Origin of the sequence: Microbacterium gilvum (assembly GCF_039543865.1) — a bacterium.
In the GTDB taxonomy this organism is placed as follows: domain Bacteria; phylum Actinomycetota; class Actinomycetes; order Actinomycetales; family Microbacteriaceae; genus Microbacterium; species Microbacterium gilvum.
Genome location: NZ_BAABKO010000001.1, coordinates 650,197 through 665,114, shown reverse-complemented (window position 1 = coordinate 665,114; position 14,918 = coordinate 650,197). Strand labels below are relative to the sequence as shown.

At 71.5% G+C, this 14,918-nt stretch carries 19 protein-coding genes and 2 tRNA genes; 11 read left to right on the top strand and 10 right to left on the bottom strand.

Going from position 1 to position 14,918, the window contains the following annotated elements; genetic code table 11:
• The first annotated feature begins 43 nt into the window (after positions 1 to 43).
• Both thrS and ABD998_RS03430 read left to right on the top strand, forming a co-directional pair.
• On the top strand, positions 44 to 2,017 hold the full coding sequence (thrS, locus tag ABD998_RS03435) for a threonine--tRNA ligase (RefSeq protein ID WP_345435940.1): 1,974 nt from the start codon (positions 44 to 46) through the stop codon (positions 2,015 to 2,017).
• Position 2,018: 1 nt separating this feature from the next.
• Entirely contained in the window at positions 2,019 to 2,588 is a 570-nt protein-coding gene (locus ABD998_RS03430; RefSeq protein ID WP_345435938.1) for an HIT family protein, read from the top strand.
• Positions 2,589 to 2,675: 87 nt separating this feature from the next.
• Here ABD998_RS03430 and ABD998_RS03425 read toward each other — a convergent pair whose 3' ends face one another.
• Entirely contained in the window at positions 2,676 to 4,004 is a 1,329-nt protein-coding gene (locus ABD998_RS03425; protein WP_345435936.1) for an aminotransferase class I/II-fold pyridoxal phosphate-dependent enzyme, read from the bottom strand.
• 98 nt (positions 4,005 to 4,102) lie between these two features.
• Here ABD998_RS03425 and pdxS point away from each other — a divergent pair, with 98 nt between their 5' ends.
• Both pdxS and pdxT read left to right on the top strand, forming a co-directional pair.
• Positions 4,103 to 4,993 (top strand): pyridoxal 5'-phosphate synthase lyase subunit PdxS, encoded by an 891-nt coding sequence (gene pdxS / locus ABD998_RS03420; RefSeq protein ID WP_345435934.1) that lies wholly within the window; start codon positions 4,103 to 4,105, stop codon positions 4,991 to 4,993.
• Entirely contained in the window at positions 4,987 to 5,586 is a 600-nt protein-coding gene (gene pdxT / locus ABD998_RS03415) for a pyridoxal 5'-phosphate synthase glutaminase subunit PdxT (RefSeq protein WP_345436916.1), read from the top strand. The genes pdxS and pdxT overlap by 7 nt, the downstream gene beginning before the upstream one ends.
• Before the next feature lie 107 nt (positions 5,587 to 5,693).
• Here pdxT and pdxY read toward each other — a convergent pair whose 3' ends face one another.
• Positions 5,694 to 6,545 carry a pyridoxal kinase PdxY gene (pdxY, locus tag ABD998_RS03410; protein ID WP_345435931.1) on the bottom strand — a complete coding sequence of 284 codons (852 nt, stop codon included), beginning with the start codon at positions 6,543 to 6,545 and terminating at the stop codon, positions 5,694 to 5,696.
• A gap of 98 nt (positions 6,546 to 6,643) precedes the next feature.
• Here pdxY and ABD998_RS03405 point away from each other — a divergent pair, with 98 nt between their 5' ends.
• The 6 genes from ABD998_RS03405 to ABD998_RS03380 all read left to right on the top strand — a co-directional run bounded on the left by ABD998_RS03405 (position 6,644) and on the right by ABD998_RS03380 (position 11,815).
• Positions 6,644 to 7,564 carry a L,D-transpeptidase family protein gene (locus ABD998_RS03405; protein WP_345435929.1) on the top strand — a complete coding sequence of 307 codons (921 nt, stop codon included), beginning with the start codon at positions 6,644 to 6,646 and terminating at the stop codon, positions 7,562 to 7,564.
• 20 nt (positions 7,565 to 7,584) lie between these two features.
• Positions 7,585 to 8,763: a pyridoxal phosphate-dependent aminotransferase gene (locus ABD998_RS03400; protein WP_345435926.1), complete on the top strand. Its 1,179-nt coding sequence runs from the start codon at positions 7,585 to 7,587 to the stop codon at positions 8,761 to 8,763.
• Between the two features lie 57 nt (positions 8,764 to 8,820).
• Complete coding sequence (locus ABD998_RS03395; protein WP_345435924.1) at positions 8,821 to 9,579, top strand: YebC/PmpR family DNA-binding transcriptional regulator; 759 nt, start codon at positions 8,821 to 8,823, stop codon at positions 9,577 to 9,579.
• Positions 9,580 to 9,665: 86 nt separating this feature from the next.
• Entirely contained in the window at positions 9,666 to 10,928 is a 1,263-nt protein-coding gene (gene dinB / locus ABD998_RS03390; RefSeq protein ID WP_345435922.1) for a DNA polymerase IV, read from the top strand.
• A 31-nt stretch (positions 10,929 to 10,959) separates the two neighbouring features.
• Entirely contained in the window at positions 10,960 to 11,280 is a 321-nt protein-coding gene (locus ABD998_RS03385) for a hypothetical protein (RefSeq protein ID WP_345435920.1), read from the top strand.
• Positions 11,264 to 11,815, top strand: a complete 552-nt coding sequence (locus ABD998_RS03380; protein WP_345435918.1) for a nucleoside/nucleotide kinase family protein — start codon at positions 11,264 to 11,266, stop codon at positions 11,813 to 11,815. Before ABD998_RS03385 ends, ABD998_RS03380 begins: the two co-directional genes overlap by 17 nt.
• Before the next feature lies 1 nt (position 11,816).
• On the opposite strand, the gene ABD998_RS03375 is transcribed toward ABD998_RS03380, so the two are convergent.
• The 6 genes from ABD998_RS03375 to ABD998_RS03350 form a co-directional block, all read right to left on the bottom strand.
• On the bottom strand, positions 11,817 to 12,257 hold the full coding sequence (locus ABD998_RS03375) for a DUF2017 family protein (RefSeq protein ID WP_345435916.1): 441 nt from the start codon (positions 12,255 to 12,257) through the stop codon (positions 11,817 to 11,819).
• Positions 12,257 to 12,544: an ATP-dependent Clp protease adapter ClpS gene (clpS, locus tag ABD998_RS03370; RefSeq protein WP_345435914.1), complete on the bottom strand. Its 288-nt coding sequence runs from the start codon at positions 12,542 to 12,544 to the stop codon at positions 12,257 to 12,259. Before clpS ends, ABD998_RS03375 begins: the two co-directional genes overlap by 1 nt.
• Positions 12,544 to 12,891 carry a metallopeptidase family protein gene (locus ABD998_RS03365; RefSeq protein ID WP_425562945.1) on the bottom strand — a complete coding sequence of 116 codons (348 nt, stop codon included), beginning with the start codon at positions 12,889 to 12,891 and terminating at the stop codon, positions 12,544 to 12,546. The genes clpS and ABD998_RS03365 overlap by 1 nt, the downstream gene beginning before the upstream one ends.
• Before the next feature lie 73 nt (positions 12,892 to 12,964).
• A tRNA-His gene (locus tag ABD998_RS03360) sits at positions 12,965 to 13,040 on the bottom strand.
• A 38-nt stretch (positions 13,041 to 13,078) separates the two neighbouring features.
• A complete protein-coding gene (orn, locus tag ABD998_RS03355) occupies positions 13,079 to 13,705 on the bottom strand; it encodes an oligoribonuclease (protein WP_345435910.1) in 627 nt (208 codons plus the stop codon).
• Positions 13,706 to 13,738: 33 nt separating this feature from the next.
• A tRNA-Arg gene (locus tag ABD998_RS03350) sits at positions 13,739 to 13,815 on the bottom strand.
• 94 nt (positions 13,816 to 13,909) lie between these two features.
• Between ABD998_RS03350 and ABD998_RS03345 the strand changes: the two genes are divergently transcribed.
• Positions 13,910 to 14,119, top strand: coding sequence for a methyltransferase (locus tag ABD998_RS03345; protein ID WP_345435908.1), 210 nt, complete (start codon positions 13,910 to 13,912; stop codon positions 14,117 to 14,119).
• On the opposite strand, the gene yczE is transcribed toward ABD998_RS03345, so the two are convergent.
• Positions 14,079 to 14,717, bottom strand: coding sequence for a membrane protein YczE (gene yczE / locus ABD998_RS03340; RefSeq protein WP_425562944.1), 639 nt, complete (start codon positions 14,715 to 14,717; stop codon positions 14,079 to 14,081). The genes ABD998_RS03345 and yczE overlap by 41 nt on opposite strands.
• A 26-nt stretch (positions 14,718 to 14,743) precedes the next feature.
• Positions 14,744 to 14,872 (bottom strand): hypothetical protein, encoded by a 129-nt coding sequence (locus tag ABD998_RS03335; protein WP_345435904.1) that lies wholly within the window; start codon positions 14,870 to 14,872, stop codon positions 14,744 to 14,746.
• Positions 14,873 to 14,918 lie beyond the last annotated feature (46 nt).

Genomic DNA, 14,918 nt, shown 5'->3' with positions numbered 1-14,918 from the left:
TCGTGTATCCGGGGGCGTTCCGCGCCGCGACTAGACTTGTCGGGTGACCACCGGATTCGATCTGTACCCCGACAGGAACGTCGTCGCCATCCGCGTCGACGGTGAGCTCAAGGACCTCGCGACCGAGGTCGCCGAGACGCAGACGACGGAGCCGGTGACGATCGACAGCCCCGACGGGCTGAACATCCTGCGCCACTCGACCGCGCACGTGCTCGCGCAGGCGGTGCAGACCATCAACCCCGCCGCCAAGCTCGGGATCGGCCCGTTCATCGCCGACGGCTTCTACTACGACTTCGGCGTCGACGAGCCGTTCACTCCCGACGACCTCAAGGCGATCAAGCGCGAGATGCAGCGCATCGTCAAGGAGGGGCAGCGCTTCGTGCGCCGTGTCGTCTCCGACGAGGAGGCCGCGGCCGAGCTCACCTCCGAGCCGTTCAAGCTCGAGCTCATCGGGCTCAAGGGCGGCACCAAGGAGGCGGCGGAGGGCGCGAACGTCGAGGTCGGCGCCGGCGAGCTGACGATCTACGACAACGTCGACGCGAAGAGCGGCGAGACGCGCTGGAAGGATCTCTGCCGCGGCCCCCACGTGCCCTCCACCCGCCTGCTCGGCAACGGCTGGGACATCGTCCGCATCGCCGGCGCCTACTGGCGCGGCAGCGAGAAGAACCCGCAGCTGCAGCGCATCTACGGCACCGCCTGGCCCACGAAGGACGACCTCAAGGCGTACCAGGACAGGCTCGCCGAGGCCGCGCGTCGCGACCACCGCAAGCTCGGCAGGGAGCTCGACCTGTTCTCGTTCCCCGACGAGATCGGCTCCGGGCTGTCGGTCTGGCACCCCCGTGGCGCCATCGCCCGCGGCGAGATGGAGCAGCACGCGCGCCGCCGGCACATCGCCGAGGGCTACAGCTACGTCTACACGCCGCACATCACGAAGAAGGACCTCTTCGTGACCTCCAACCACCTCGTGACCTACGCCGACGGCATCTGGCCACCCATCCGGATGGACGAGGAGCGCGACGACGAAGGCAACGTCACCAAGCAGGGCGTCGACTACTACCTCAAGCCGATGAACTGCCCGATGCACATCCTCATCTACAAGGAGCGCGCCCGCAGCTACCGCGACCTGCCCCTCCGGTTCGCGGAGAACGGCACGGTCTACCGCAACGAGCTCTCCGGCGCACTGCACGGCCTCACCCGCGTGCGCGGCTTCACCCAGGACGACGCCCACCTGTTCGTCACCCCCGAGCAGCTCGAGGAGGAGACGACCAAGGTCCTCGAGTTCGTGCTCTCGCTCCTCAAGGACTTCGGACTGGAGGACTTCCGCCTCGAGCTGTCGATGCGTGACGACGAGAAGTCGAAGTGGATCGGCGAGGAGGACGTCTGGGAGACCGCGACGAACGCGCTGCGCCGTGTCGCACAGTCGACGGGGCTCCACCTCGTCGAGGAGCCCGGCGAGGCGGCCTTCTACGGGCCGAAGATCGACCTCAAGGTGACCGACGCCCTCGGCCGCTCGTGGCAGCTGTCGACGGTTCAGCTCGACTTCAACCTGCCGGAGCGCTTCGAGCTGGAGTACACCGCGGCCGACGGCTCCAAGCAGCGGCCGATCATGATCCACCGTGCGCTGTTCGGGTCGATCGAGCGGTTCTTCGCCATCCTGCTCGAGCACTATGCCGGAGACTTCCCGCTCTGGCTCGCCCCGCAGCAGGTCGTGGGAGTGCCCGTCGCCGACGAGTTCGCGCCGTACCTGGACGAGGTCGTCGCGACGCTCCGCGCGGAGGGCGTTCGCGCGGAGCTCGACCGCTCGGACGACCGCATGCAGAAGAAGATCCGCACGCATTCGACGGGCAAGGTGCCGCTCATCCTCATCGCGGGGGAGCAGGACCGCTCGGCGGGCACCGTGTCGTTCCGCTTCCGCGACGGCTCCCAGCGCAACGGCGTGCCGATCGACGAGGCCGTGCGCCTCGTCACCGGCGCGATCGCCGCGAAGTCGCTCATCCTCGCCGACGAGGACCTCTGACATGACGGCCGAGCACGAGGCGCGCGAGGAGTTCGCGCGCCTCGAGCCGGCGTCGGGCTTCGCGTCGTCGTCGGATGCGTTCCAGCGGCTCTGGACACCGCATCGGATGGCCTACATCACCGCGGGCGCCGATGCGAACCGCGGCACGGGATGCCCGTTCTGCGCCGCTCCGGACAAGAGCGACGAGGACGGCCTCATCGTCCACCGGGGCCGCCACGCCTTCGTGCTGCTGAACCTGTTCCCCTACAACTCGGGCCACCTGCTCATCTGCCCCTATCGCCACATCGGGCTGTACGACGAGGCCGATCCGCATGAGACGGCGGAGATCGCCTACCTCACGCAGACGGCGATGCGCGTGCTGCGGGGCGTCTCGCGCTGCGAGGGCTTCAACATCGGCATGAACCAGGGTGCGGTGGCCGGTGCGGGCGTCGAGGAGCATCTGCACCAGCACGTCGTGCCGCGATGGACCAGCGACGCCAACTTCTTCCCGGTCATCGCCAAGACGAAGGCGCTCCCGCAGCTGCTCGGCGAGGTGCGCCAGGCCGTCGCCGACGCCTGGCCCGCGGACTGACGCGGCCCGTCCTTCGCGGAGTTCCGCCTGCCGCGTCGGGACCCGTGCGCTCCCGGCGTCCAGGCGGGAGCCGCCGATCCGAGCTCGTCAGGTCCGGATGGCGGCGGCGAGGTCGTCGGCGAGGCGCGCGGCCTCGGCGTCGTCGAGCGCATGCACCGTGAGACGCAGCGCGTGCGACGGGCGGCGCGCGTCGTCGAGGATGAACTCGTCGCCTGCGCGCGCCAGCCATCCGCGGCGCATGAGCCGCTCCGACACGTCGCGCGCGGGACGCGGCAGACGCAGCCACACGTTCACTCCATCGCCGATCGCCGCGTCGAGCCCGCGTTCGGAGAGGAGCGCCGCGAACGCGGCGTTGCGCGCGGCATAGTGCGCGCCGGCCTCCGCGATCGACCGGCGAACGCCGCCATCCGTCAGGAGGGCGAGGGCGAGACGCTGCAGCAGGTGGCTCACCCACGTCGTCCCCGGGCTCAGCCGCATGGCGAGGCGGTCGGCCGTCTCGCCGTCGGTGCCGACGACCGCGAGGCTCATGTCGGGGCCGAGGAACTTCGACACCGAGCGCACGAGGGCCCATCGGCGGTGCGACGGGCTGATGATGGAGCGGTACGGCTGCGTCGAGAGCAGCGAGTAGTGGTCGTCCTCGATGACGAGCACGTACGGATGATCGGCGAGAACGGCGCGCAGGTCGCTCGCGCGCTGCGCGGTGAGGCCGGCGCCGGTCGGATTCTGCGCGCGCGGCGTGCAGACGACGGCGCGGGCTCCGTCGGCGAGCGCCGCGCGCAGCCCGTCGGGGGTCATCCCCTCGCTGTCGACCGGCACCGCGATCGGCCGGTAGCCCGCCAGCCGGGCGGTGCGGATGGTTCCGAGGAAGCAGGGATCCTCGAGCGCCACCGCGTCGTCGCGGGCGAGCGCCTGGGCGAGGAGCCGCTCCACGGCGTCGAACGCTCCGTTCGTGATCGTGAGGCGCAGATCCCCGGGCGAGGCGACGTCGGGCACGAGCCAGTCGCGGGCGAACGCCGCGAGGCCGGCGTCGATGACGGGCTCGCCGTACAGCACGGGGCGGCCTGCGAGGGAGGCGAGCGCGGACGACAGGTCGGGGATGCGCGCGGGATCGGGGTTCCCCGCCCCGACGTCACGGAGCACGCTGTCGGGGGCATAGCCGTCCTGCGCGAGCGGCGCCGAGTCGGCGACGCGCGTTCCGGCGCGGCCCTGGGAGACGAGGAGGCCGGCATGGGCGAGCTGCCGATAGGCGGCCACGGCGGTGTTGCGGTTGACCCCCAGCCCTTCGGCGAGCGTCCGCACGGAGGGCAGCGCCTCGCCCGCTGCGAGGCTGCCGCGCTCGACGAGGGCGCGGATGCTGTCGGCGATCTCGGCCGCCGTGCGCCCGGTGATGCCGGGGGAGATGTCACCGTGTTCCATCGGCTCGATCCTACGTGCTGCACCGTGCTAGCTTTTGGCATAGGTCAAATACGCGACCGTATGGACACGCCGCGACGCGGCGGGAGAAGGAGATCGACGTGACCGGAGCGACGACGGGGACGGGGCGCGTCAAGCGCGGACTTGCCGAGATGCTCAAGGGCGGCGTCATCATGGACGTCGTCACGGCCGAGCAGGCGCGCATCGCCGAGGACGCGGGAGCCGTCGCCGTCATGGCGCTCGAGCGCGTCCCCGCAGACATCCGCGCCCAGGGCGGCGTCGCCCGGATGAGCGATCCCGACCTCATCGACGAGATCGTCGCGTCGGTGTCGATCCCCGTGATGGCGAAGGCCCGCATCGGGCACTTCGTCGAGGCGCAGGTGCTGCAGGAGCTGGGCGTCGACTACATCGACGAGTCGGAGGTGCTCTCGCCAGCCGACTACGTGAACCACATCGACAAGTGGGGCTTCGACGTGCCGTTCGTGTGCGGGGCGACCGACCTCGGCGAGGCGCTGCGCCGCATCACGGAGGGTGCGGCGATGATCCGGTCGAAGGGCGAGGCGGGCACGGGCGACGTGTCGGAGGCGACCAAGCACATCCGCCGCATCACGAGCGACATCAACGTGCTGCGCTCGAAGACCAAGGATGAGCTCTACGTCGCGGCCAAGGAGCTGCAGGCGCCGTTCGAGCTCGTCGCCGAGATCGCCGAGACGGGCAAGCTCCCCGTCGTGCTCTTCACGGCGGGCGGCGTCGCGACGCCGGCCGACGCCGCGCTCATGATGCAGCTCGGCGCCGACGGCGTGTTCGTGGGATCCGGGATCTTCAAGTCGGGCGACCCTGCGGCACGAGCCGCAGCGATCGTCAAGGCCACGACGTTCTTCGACGATCCCGCGGTCGTCGCCGCGGCGTCGCGCGGGCTCGGCGAGGCGATGGTCGGCATCAACGTCGCAGACCTCCCGGCCCCGCACCGGCTGGCAGAGCGGGGCTGGTGAGCGCTTCGGCGCCCCGCGTCGGCGTCCTCGCGCTGCAAGGCGGCGTGCGCGAGCACGTGGAGGTGCTCGCGCACCTCGGGGCCCGCGTGTCGCGCGTTCGACGCCCCGAGGAGCTCGCGGCGGTCGACGGGCTCGTCATCCCGGGCGGCGAATCGAGCGTCATCGACAAGCTCGCGCGCGCGTTCGATCTGCGCGCCCCGGTCGTGGCGGCCATCCGCGCGGGGCTGCCCGTCTACGGGACGTGCGCGGGGCTCATCCTGCTCGCCGACCGCCTGCGCGACGGCATCGCCGGCCAGGTCACGTTCGGCGGCCTCGACATCGCCGTGCGGCGCAACGCGTTCGGCAGCCAGGCGGAGTCGTTCGAGGCCGATCTCGATGTGCCGGTGCTGGGGGATCCCCCCGTGTCGGCGGCGTTCATCCGCGCGCCCGTCGTGGAGGAGGTCGGCGCGGCCACCCCGCTCGCGGCCTTGCCGGACGGCCGCGTCGTCGCGGTCGAGCAGGGCCCGCTCCTCGCGACGTCGTTCCATCCGGAGGTTTCGGGAGAGACGCGTTTCCATGCCCGGTTCCTGCGGAATGTCCGCGCCGCGGCGTGAGCGCGCCGACTTCTGTCGAGACCACATCCGGTTGCCGAGAGCACAGGTGATTACCCGGTATCGGGTGTGCTCTCGGCAACCGGATATCCGTTGGACGAGAGGAAGGGTCAGCGGACCCGGCGGACGGGGAACTCGAGGCGCGGGTGTGCGAAGTGCTCCTGCGCCTGCACGAGCTGCAGCTCGCGGTCGCCGACGGCGTGGGTCTGCTCGAGCAGGCCGAACACGCTCGACGCCGTCCGGGCGAGGGCATCGGGCGCGGAGCCCGTCGCGACGTAGTGCGACGTGAAGAGCGCGGCGGTGACGTCGCCCGACCCGTTGGCCTTCATCGGCAGGTACGGCGTCTGCACGATCCACGCTCCGGCGTCGTCGACGACCATCATCTCGATCGTCCCCTCGGGCCGATCCGGCCGCTCCACGGACGTCACGAGCACCGTGCGCGGCCCCATCTCCCGCGCGACGTCGGCCGACGCGATGGTCGACTCCAGCGTGTCGGGGCTCGTGCCCGTGAGGAACCCCAGCTCGAACTGGTTCGGTGTGAGGATGTCCGCGACCGGCACGACGCGGTCGCGGAGCAGATCGGGGATGGCCGGGGCCACGAAGCAGCCCGACTTGGCGTTGCCCATGACCGGGTCGCATGCGTACAGGGCCTTCGGGTTCGCGGCCTTCACCCTGGCGACCGCGTCGATGACGACGTCGGCGATCCCCTCGCTGCCCTGGTAGCCCGAGAGCACAGCGTCGAGCTCCGGGAACACTCCGCGCTCCTCCACGCCCGTGATGACGTCCGCGACGTCGGCCGGGGGGATGAGCGGACCGCGCCACGCGCCGTAGCCGGTGTGGTTGGAGAAGTTCACGGTGTAGACGGGGAGCACCTCGACGCCGATGCGCTGCATGGGGAACACGGCGGCCGAGTTGCCGGCGTGCCCGTACGCCACCGCCGACTGGATCGAGAGGATCTTCATCCTGCGATCATCTCATCCGGCTCGCGCCCGCCTCGCCTGCGGGCGGCGGATGGCCCCGCCAGGCCGGGCGTGGTGGAATGGGCGGGAGAGGGGGCGTCATGGCGGAGAGACGGGCTGCAGGGAGGTCGCGCGCGGTCTGGATCGCGGCGGGCGCGGTGGCCGTCGTCGCGGCGACCGTGGGCGGTGTGCTCTTCGCGACGCAGGGGCGCGCACCCGCGCCCGTCGCCTCGCCGACCGAGACCGCGGCGCCGCCTGCCTCGCCCACTCCCTCGCAGGCTCCGACGCCGTCGCCCACGCCCTCGGGGTTCGCCGCGAACACCGTCGCCTACGATCTCGCGGCGCTGCAGCTCGTCGACGTCTTCGAGGTCAATGCGGCCCTTCCCGTCGACGACGATCCCTACGGGGAGACCGAGCCGCTCGTCGCGCAGCCGCTCGGCGCGGGCGCTCCCGTCTTCGCCGACCCCGAGGGCGACCCGGTCGCCTACCTCCCCCGCGAGCAGCGCTACGGGGGCACGATCGTCCCCGTCGTGGAACGTCAGGAGAACTGGATGCGCGTCCTCCTGGTCGGACGTCAGTCGACGCCGTCGCAGGGCGATCCCGCACAGGTCACCGGATGGCTGCGAGCCGCGGACGTCGAGCTCTCGGCGAACCCCTACCGCGTCGAGGTGAGCCTCTCGGAGCGCACGGTCGACATCGTCGGCGCAGACGGATCCGAGCGCATCGCGACCGACTTCGCGTCGGGCGCTGCGGCGACGCCGACCCCGCTCGGGCGCTCGTACGTCATGCTGACGGAGGTCGTCGAGAGCCTCGGGTACACGCGCGGGCATCCGCTCATCTACCTGTCCGTGCAGTCGCCCACGCTCGACGGCTTCGACGGGCAGAGCGTGGCCGTCACGGCGTTCCACTACCACGACGCGCACTCCGGGGCGATCTCCAACGGATGCCTGCGGATGGACGCCGATGCGATCGCGCGCCTCGCGGAGCTCCCGGCGGGGACGCCCGTGTACGTGCGGGCCTGACCCACCGGTAGCGTGGGGCGATGCCCCGGCCCGCCCCGCACATCCCCGGCGTCCCCGAATCGGGTACGCGCCGCATCTTCGAGCTCGCCCTGACCCTCGACGACGTCGTGATGCTCGTCGTCGGCGAGCCGGACGACCCCGTCGCGCCGCACATCCGCGCGGCCGCGCAGGCGGCCTGGGAGCGCGACGACACCGATTACGCGCCGAACGGCGGCATCGCCGCGCTGCGGCGCGCGATCACCGCCAAGCTCGCCCGCGAGAACGACGTCTCGGTGGACGTCGAGCAGGTGTGGGTGACGGTCGGCGGGACGCAGGCGCTCGCGCAGGCCTTCACGATCGCGCTGGGGCCGGGCGACGAGGTGCTCGTGCCCGATCCCGGGTACACGACGTTCACCATGTATCCCCGCTCGATCGCCGCCGTGCCGGTGCCGTACCCGTTGCGCCCCTCCCGCGGGTTCGTGCCCGACGTCGAGGAGCTCGCGCGCCTCGTCACGCCGCGCACGCGCGCCATCGTCGTGAACTCGCCGTCGAACCCCCTGGGCGTCGTCTTCGACGAGGACGTGATCGCCTCGCTCGTCGTCTTCGCGGCCGACCACGACCTCTGGATCATCAGCGACGAGGTCTACGAGCACTTCACGTGGGATGCCCCGCACGTCTCGACGGCCGCCGTCGCGGCGCGCCTCGGAGAGCAGGATCGCGTGCTGAGCGTCTTCTCCACCTCGAAGAGCCACGCGCTGACGGGAGCGAGGGTCGGATGGCTCGTCGTCCCGCCCGGGTACGGGCCTACCATGCGCGCACTCCAGGAGTCGATGATCGCGTGCGCGGGGATGCCCGACCAGCACGCCGCGCTCGCCGCGCTCGAGGGCGGGGACGCCCACATCCGGGCCGCGCGCGAACGGTACCGCCGTCATATCTCCCTCGCGACCGAGCTCCTCGACGCGCGGGGGATCCGCAGCCACCGCCCGGGCGGCGCCTTCTACCTGTGGGTCGACGTGTCGCATGCGACGGAGGGCGACGTCGCGGCGTGGGCGGAGCGCTTCCTCCTCGACGAGCGCGTCGCGGTGGCGCCCGGCACGGCGTTCGGACGCGCGGGAGAGGGATCGATCCGCCTCTGCCTCGCGGCGTCGGAGGACGACATCCGGCGTGCCGTCGCCCTGCTGCCCGCCCCCGATCCCGCGGCGATCGGGGGGAGCGAATAGAATCGTCTGAGGCATGCGCGCGACGCGCGCTGTCGCAGGCAGACGAGCGGGAGTTTCATGTCAGGGCATTCCAAGTGGGCGACGACGAAGCACAAGAAGGCGGCCATCGACGCCAAGCGCGCGAAGTCGTGGGCCAAGCTCATCAAGAACATCGAGGTCGCGGCGAAGCTCGGGGGGCCTGATCAGGCCGGCAACCCGACCCTCTTCGACGCCGTCCTCAAGGCCAAGAAGACGTCGGTCCCGAAGGACAACATCGATCGCGCCATCAAGCGCGGCGCCGGCATCGGCGGGGAGTCGGTCGAGTACACCTCGATCATGTACGAGGGCTACGCGCCCGGCGGCATCGCGATGCTCATCGAGTGCCTCACGGACAACAAGAACCGCGCGGCCGCCGAGGTCCGCACGGCGATGACGCGCAACGGCGGGAACATGGCCGACCCCGGCAGCGTCGCCTACAACTTCGAGCGCAAGGGCGTCATCGTCGCCTCGCTCGAGGGCACAACAGAGGACGACGTCATGATGGTGGCGCTCGAGGCGGGCGCGCAGGAGATCGAGCCGCACCCCCAGGGCTTCGAGATCATCACCGAGGCGAGCGACATGGTGTCGGTGCGGACGGCGCTGCAGGACGCGGGCATCGACTACGAGTCGGCCGACGCCGAGTTCGTGCCGAACCTCAAGGTCGAGGTCGACGCGGACACGGCGCGGAAGGTGTTCCGGCTCATCGACGCGCTCGAGGACAGCGACGACGTGCAGAACGTCTTCACGAACATCGACCTGTCGCCCGAGGTGCAGGCGGAGCTCGAAGCCGACGACTGAGGTCGTGCACGGCGCGAGGGCGGGGGCGTCTGCCCCCGCCCTCGCGCGTCCCCGGCGATGTCCGGGGTCCAGGAGAGGATGACGTCATGGGGCGGCAGGACGGCACGGGCAGGCTCGTCTCGCCCGCGGGCGCGGATGACACCGGCGCGGGCATCCTGCACGTGGACATGGACGCGTTCTACGCCGCCGTCGAGGTGCTCGACGATCCGTCCCTCGCGCGCAAGCCGATCATCATCGGCGCACCGGACGGCCGTTCCGTCGTGTCGAGCGCGTCGTACGAGGCGCGCCGGTTCGGCGTGCGCTCTGCCATGCCCGTGAGCCAGGCGATCCGGCTCTGCCCGCACGCCCTCATCGTGCCGCCCCACTTCGACCGCTACCGCGCCGTGTCGGCGCAGGTCATGGACATCTTCCGCAGCATCACGCCGCTCGTCGAGCAGCTGTCGATCGACGAGGCGTTCCTCGATGTCGGCGGTGCCCGGCGCCTGTGGGGGCCTCCGGGGGCGATCGCGCGGATGATCCGCCAGCGCGTGCGCGCGGAGGCCGGCATCACGTGCTCGGTGGGCGCTGCGGCGACCAAGCACGTCGCGAAGATGGCCTCCACCCTGTCCAAGCCCGACGGCCTGCTCATCGTGCCCGCCGCGCGCACTCTCGAGTTCCTCGAGCCGCGGTCGGTGCGCGCCATCTGGGGCGTCGGTCCGCGTGCCGCGGAGGGGCTCGAATCCCGCGGCATCCGCACGATCGGAGACGTGCGGCGCACGCCGGCGGAGGTGCTCGAGCGCGCGCTCGGGCGGGCGTCGGCCGAGCGGGTCGCGGCGCTCGCGCGCGGGGAGGATCCGCGCCGCATCGAGACCCAGCGCGTCGAGAAGAGCATCTCGCACGAGGAGACCTTCCACGACGACGTGTCGGATGCCGGGCTGCTCCGTGCCGAGATGCTCCGTCTCGCGGACCGGGTCGCCGTGCGGCTCCGGCGCGGCGGCCTCGAGGCGGGCGGCGTCTCGATCAAGGTCCGGTTCTCCGACTTCACGACCCTCACGCGATCGCAGACGCTCGGCGAGCCGAGCGCGAGCGGTCAGCGCATCGGCGAGGTCGCACGCGAGCTGCTGGCCGCCGTCGAGCTGCGGCAGGCGGTCCGTCTCATCGGCGTGCGGGCCGACCGCCTCGGCGCCGCAGGCGGCGGCGCCCTCGCGCTGTGGGACGATGACGAGGACTGGAAGCGCGTCGAGGGGACGCTCGACGACGCGGTGGCGCGCTTCGGCGACGGCGTCGTCACGCGCGCCGCCTTCCTGGGGCGTGCCGAGCGCCATCCGCAGGTACCGCGCACGCCGCGACCGGCGGAGGATTCCGACTGACAGCCGTGCGACGCCCGGGTAGCGTGGTCGCATGCCCAATATCGCACTGGAAATCGGCCGCATCTCGGCGGGACTCGGAGTGAGCGCCGCGTACGGCGAGCCGCAGGAGGTCGACGGCGAGCGCTTCGTGCCCGTCGCCGCGACCTGGACGGGGTTCGGCGGGGGATCCGACGAGACGGGGAACGGCGGCGGGGGAGGCGGCGGATTCTCCGCCCCGATCGGCGCGTACGTGCGCCGCGGAGGGGAGCTCCGCTTCGAGCCGAACCTCGTCGCGCTGCTCGCCGTCGCCGTGCCCTTCGTGTGCGTGGCGGGCCACGCGCTCACGAAGATCATCCGTGCCCTCAAGAAGTAGCGGGGCACCCGAGCGCGTCCTCCGTCTCGTCGCGGCGCGCGGTGCGCGTCGGCTCGTGATCGACGGACGCAGCGGAGCGGGCAAGACGACGCTCGCGCGCACCGTGGCGGCGGGATGGCCAGGAGGCGCAGCGCAGCTCGTCTCGCTCGACGAGCTCTATCCCGGCTGGGGCGGCCTGCGCGAGGGAGCGGCGCTCGCCTGCTCCCTCCTCCTCGCCCCGCACCTCGCGAGGGAGCGCGGGCGCTATCGCCGCTTCGACTGGGGCGCCGGCACCTTCGCGGGCGAGGCGGTCGAGATCGATCCCGAGCGCGCTCTCGTCGTGGAGGGATGCGGCGCGTTGACGGGGTCGTCCGCCCGGATGGCGGATGCCGCGGTCTGGCTCGACGGCGACGCCGAGGAACGCCGGCGACGGGCGCTCGAGCGCGACGGCGACGGCTTCCGCCCGCACTGGGAGCGGTGGGCCGCGCAGGAGGAGCTGCACATCGCGGCGGAGAGGCCGCGGGAGCGTGCGCACCTCAGGCTGCGGATGCCCTGACTCAGCGGTCCCGCCCGTCGGCCGCGCGGACGAGGAGCTCGAGCCGGTATCCCAGCCAGTCGTACAGCGCGAAGCGCGGCTCGTCGCGATCGACGAGGTCGTCGGTCCGGTCGATTCCGAGCCGCGTGGCGAGGACGAGGCGCACGGCGGCGAGCGTGCGCAGCCAGGCGCTCGTCTCCTCCGCGTCCAGCTCGAGCTGCGTACCGCGATCGATGCCGGCCAGCACGACGGCGGCGTCGTCTGCGCGGCGGCTCAGCAGGTCGTCGCGTGTGAGCCCGCGGAACTCGGCGGCCGCCCCGGCGTCGTCGCGATACGCCGACGGCGTCAGGCGCTCGAGCGCGGGGTCGTCGCCACGTCCCGCGACGAGCCCCGCGAACTGCGCGACGAGCTCGCGCAGATGGCCGCGCTCGAACGCGGACAGCTCGACGACGACATCAGGCATCAGGCGGCCCTCCGCACGGTGGCCCAGAGACCGTAGTCGTGCATCGCCTGCGCGTGCAGCTCCATCTTCTCGCGCGCGCCCTCCGCGACGACGGCGTGGCCGTCGTTGTGGACGGCGAGCATGAGGGCGGTCGCCTGCTCGAGCGGATAGCCGAAGTACTGGCGGAACACGTGCACGACGTAGCTCATGAGGTTCACGGGATCGTCCCACACGACGGTCTGCCACGGCGTCGCGGGGGCGGCTCCGAGGTCGATCTGCTCGTCGAGCTCCGGTGAGGCGATGGACATCAGGCCCACCCGAGCTCGTGCAGGCGGTCGTCGTCGATCCCGTAGAAGTGGGCGATCTCGTGCACGAGCGTCGTGTGCACCTCGTCGCGCAGCTCGGCCAGATCGGCGCACCGGTCGAGGTGGGGCTCGCGGTAGACGATGATGCGGTCGGGGAGCTCGCCCATCCCGTAACGGCCGCGCTCGGTGAGGGCGAGGCCGTCGTACAGCCCGAGGAGATCGAGGCTGCCGTCCTCTGGACGGTCCTCGACGACGAACACGACGTTGTCGAGGCCGTCGACCATCTCGTCGGGCAGCTGATCCAGCTCGTCCACGACGAGGCTCTCGAAGGCGTCCGCGTCCATGTCCATCATCGCGAATCGAGTCTAGCCGCAGGTCCGGGAACGGGAACGGGGCCCGGACGATCGTCCGGGCCCCGAAGGATGGGGTGGCTAACCGGGCTTGAACCGGCGACCCCCTGGACCACAACCAGGTGCTCTACCAACTGAGCTATAGCCACCATGTGCCCCGGCCTGCCGGGGCAACTTCTCTATTCTGTCACACGCTCCGCGCAAAAGACGAAACGACGTCCTCGGCCGTGTCGCGGGCCTCCTCCGACGTCGGGCCGGGCTGCGCGACGAAGACGGCACGGCGGTAGTACGCGAGCTCGCGGATCGACTCCAGGATGTCGGCGAGGGCGCGGTGGCCGCCGTCCTTGCCCGGCGCCTGGAAGTACGCGCGCGGGTACCAGCGACGGGAGAGCTCCTTGATGCTCGAGACGTCGACATTGCGGTAGTGCAGGTGGCCGTCGATCTGCGGCATGTACTTCGCGAGGAACATCCGGTCGGTGCCGATCGTGTTGCCCGCGAGCGGCGCCTTCCGCTCGAGCGGCACGAAGCGGCGGATGTACTCGAGGGACCGCCGCTCGGCCTCCTCGAGGGGCACTCCGGACGGGATCTCGTCGAGGAGTCCGGAGGTGCGGTGCATCTCCGTGACGAACTCGCCCATGTTGTCGAGTGCGGCCTGCGTCGGACGGATGACGACCTGGAACCCGGGGTCGAGGATGCGGAGCTCGAAGTCCGTCACGACGATCGCGATCTCGACGAGCTCGTCGACCGAGAGGTCGAGGCCCGTCATCTCGCAGTCGATCCAGACGAGCCGGTCGTTCTCGGATGCGCTCACCATCTCCCCAGCCTATCGAGGGGCGCCGACGCGCGATGGTCCCCCAGGCACGATTCGAACGTGCGACCTGCGAGTTAGAAGCTCGTTGCTCTGGTCCACTGAGCTACTGGGGGTCTCCTCGAGCATATCGCCCTCGCGCGTCAAGCCCTGGTGCACCCGGACGGCCAGGCATACCGTCGATGGGGGGACCAGCGGAAGGAGTCGATGATGACGACGATGCAGGAAGGGCGGCTTTGGGTCGCCCACGGGACGAACGGGGCCGTCGGATCGATCAAGGAGACGGACGAGGGGTTCGAGGTGCGGATGGTGGACCGGACGGAGCCGGTCGGCTCCTACCCCGAGCTCGACATCGCGAAGAGCGCGCTCCACGCGCACCTCACACCGGGGGCGGAGCGTCCCGAGTTCCGCCGGCACTGATCGCCGCGGCGGCGGACCCCGCGTGCGCTGTCGCGGACGCGGGGCCCGCCAGGAGCCGCATGGCCGCCCCGACGAGCGGGCCGATGGCGAGCGCGAACGCGATCGTGCCCGCGCCCACCGTCCCTCCGAGCAGCCAGCCCGCGGCGAGCACGGTGATCTCGACCGTCGCGCGGGCGCGCCACAGCGGCCATCCGAGACGTCGGCGCAGACCCGTCATGAGGCCGTCCCGCGGCCCTGCGCCGAGGTCCGCTCCGAGGTAGACGCCGGAGGCGAGGGCGACGAGCGCGATGCCGGCCGCGAGGAGCGCGACGCGCGGTGCGAGGTCGGCAGGGCGGGGGAGCACTGTCAGGGCGATCTGCATGCTCGTGCCCACGAGCAGCACGTTGAGCAGGGTTCCGAGTCCCGGTCTCTGACGCAGCGGGATCCAGGCGAGCAGGACGAGGGCTCCGAGGATGTTCGTCGCCCAGCCGACGCCGATGCCCGTCTGACGGGAGATCCCCTCGGCGAGGACCGTCCAGGGATCGACGCCGAGCCCGGCGGCAACAGTGAGCGCAGCCCCGAGGCCGTACAGGGCGAGTCCGATCACGAGGCGCGTCATCCGCACGACGGCGCGCGTCGGCGCGTTCACGAGCGGATGTCCGTCTCCGTCGGCACAGCGCGGTAGCCGTCGCGGACGATCTCGACGATCGCGGCGACGATCGCGCAGAGCGAGAGCGCGGCGAGCGGGACGAGGACGACGAGGGTGATGAACATGCATCCATGCCACATCTGAATTGGACCGCATGCAAGATGCCAATCC

Bases quoted from the DNA above. Each gene is read 5' to 3' on its own strand.
- ABD998_RS03430 (WP_345435938.1), top strand. From the start codon at position 2,019: ATGACGGCCGAGCACGAGGCGCGCGAGGAGTTCGCGCGCCTCGAGCCG.
- ABD998_RS03425 (WP_345435936.1), bottom strand. From the start codon at position 4,004: ATGGAACACGGTGACATCTCCCCCGGCATCACCGGGCGCACGGCGGCC.
- pdxY (WP_345435931.1), bottom strand. From the start codon at position 6,545: ATGAAGATCCTCTCGATCCAGTCGGCGGTGGCGTACGGGCACGCCGGC.
- ABD998_RS03405 (WP_345435929.1), top strand. From the start codon at position 6,644: ATGGCGGAGAGACGGGCTGCAGGGAGGTCGCGCGCGGTCTGGATCGCG.
- ABD998_RS03400 (WP_345435926.1), top strand. From the start codon at position 7,585: ATGCCCCGGCCCGCCCCGCACATCCCCGGCGTCCCCGAATCGGGTACG.
- ABD998_RS03395 (WP_345435924.1), top strand. From the start codon at position 8,821: ATGTCAGGGCATTCCAAGTGGGCGACGACGAAGCACAAGAAGGCGGCC.
- dinB (WP_345435922.1), top strand. From the start codon at position 9,666: ATGGGGCGGCAGGACGGCACGGGCAGGCTCGTCTCGCCCGCGGGCGCG.
- ABD998_RS03385 (WP_345435920.1), top strand. From the start codon at position 10,960: ATGCCCAATATCGCACTGGAAATCGGCCGCATCTCGGCGGGACTCGGA.
- ABD998_RS03375 (WP_345435916.1), bottom strand. From the start codon at position 12,257: ATGCCTGATGTCGTCGTCGAGCTGTCCGCGTTCGAGCGCGGCCATCTG.
- clpS (WP_345435914.1), bottom strand. From the start codon at position 12,544: ATGTCCATCGCCTCACCGGAGCTCGACGAGCAGATCGACCTCGGAGCC.
- ABD998_RS03365 (WP_425562945.1), bottom strand. From the start codon at position 12,891: ATGGACATGGACGCGGACGCCTTCGAGAGCCTCGTCGTGGACGAGCTG.
- orn (WP_345435910.1), bottom strand. From the start codon at position 13,705: ATGGTGAGCGCATCCGAGAACGACCGGCTCGTCTGGATCGACTGCGAG.
- ABD998_RS03345 (WP_345435908.1), top strand. From the start codon at position 13,910: ATGACGACGATGCAGGAAGGGCGGCTTTGGGTCGCCCACGGGACGAAC.
- yczE (WP_425562944.1), bottom strand. From the start codon at position 14,717: ATGACGCGCCTCGTGATCGGACTCGCCCTGTACGGCCTCGGGGCTGCG.
- ABD998_RS03335 (WP_345435904.1), bottom strand. From the start codon at position 14,872: ATGTTCATCACCCTCGTCGTCCTCGTCCCGCTCGCCGCGCTCTCGCTC.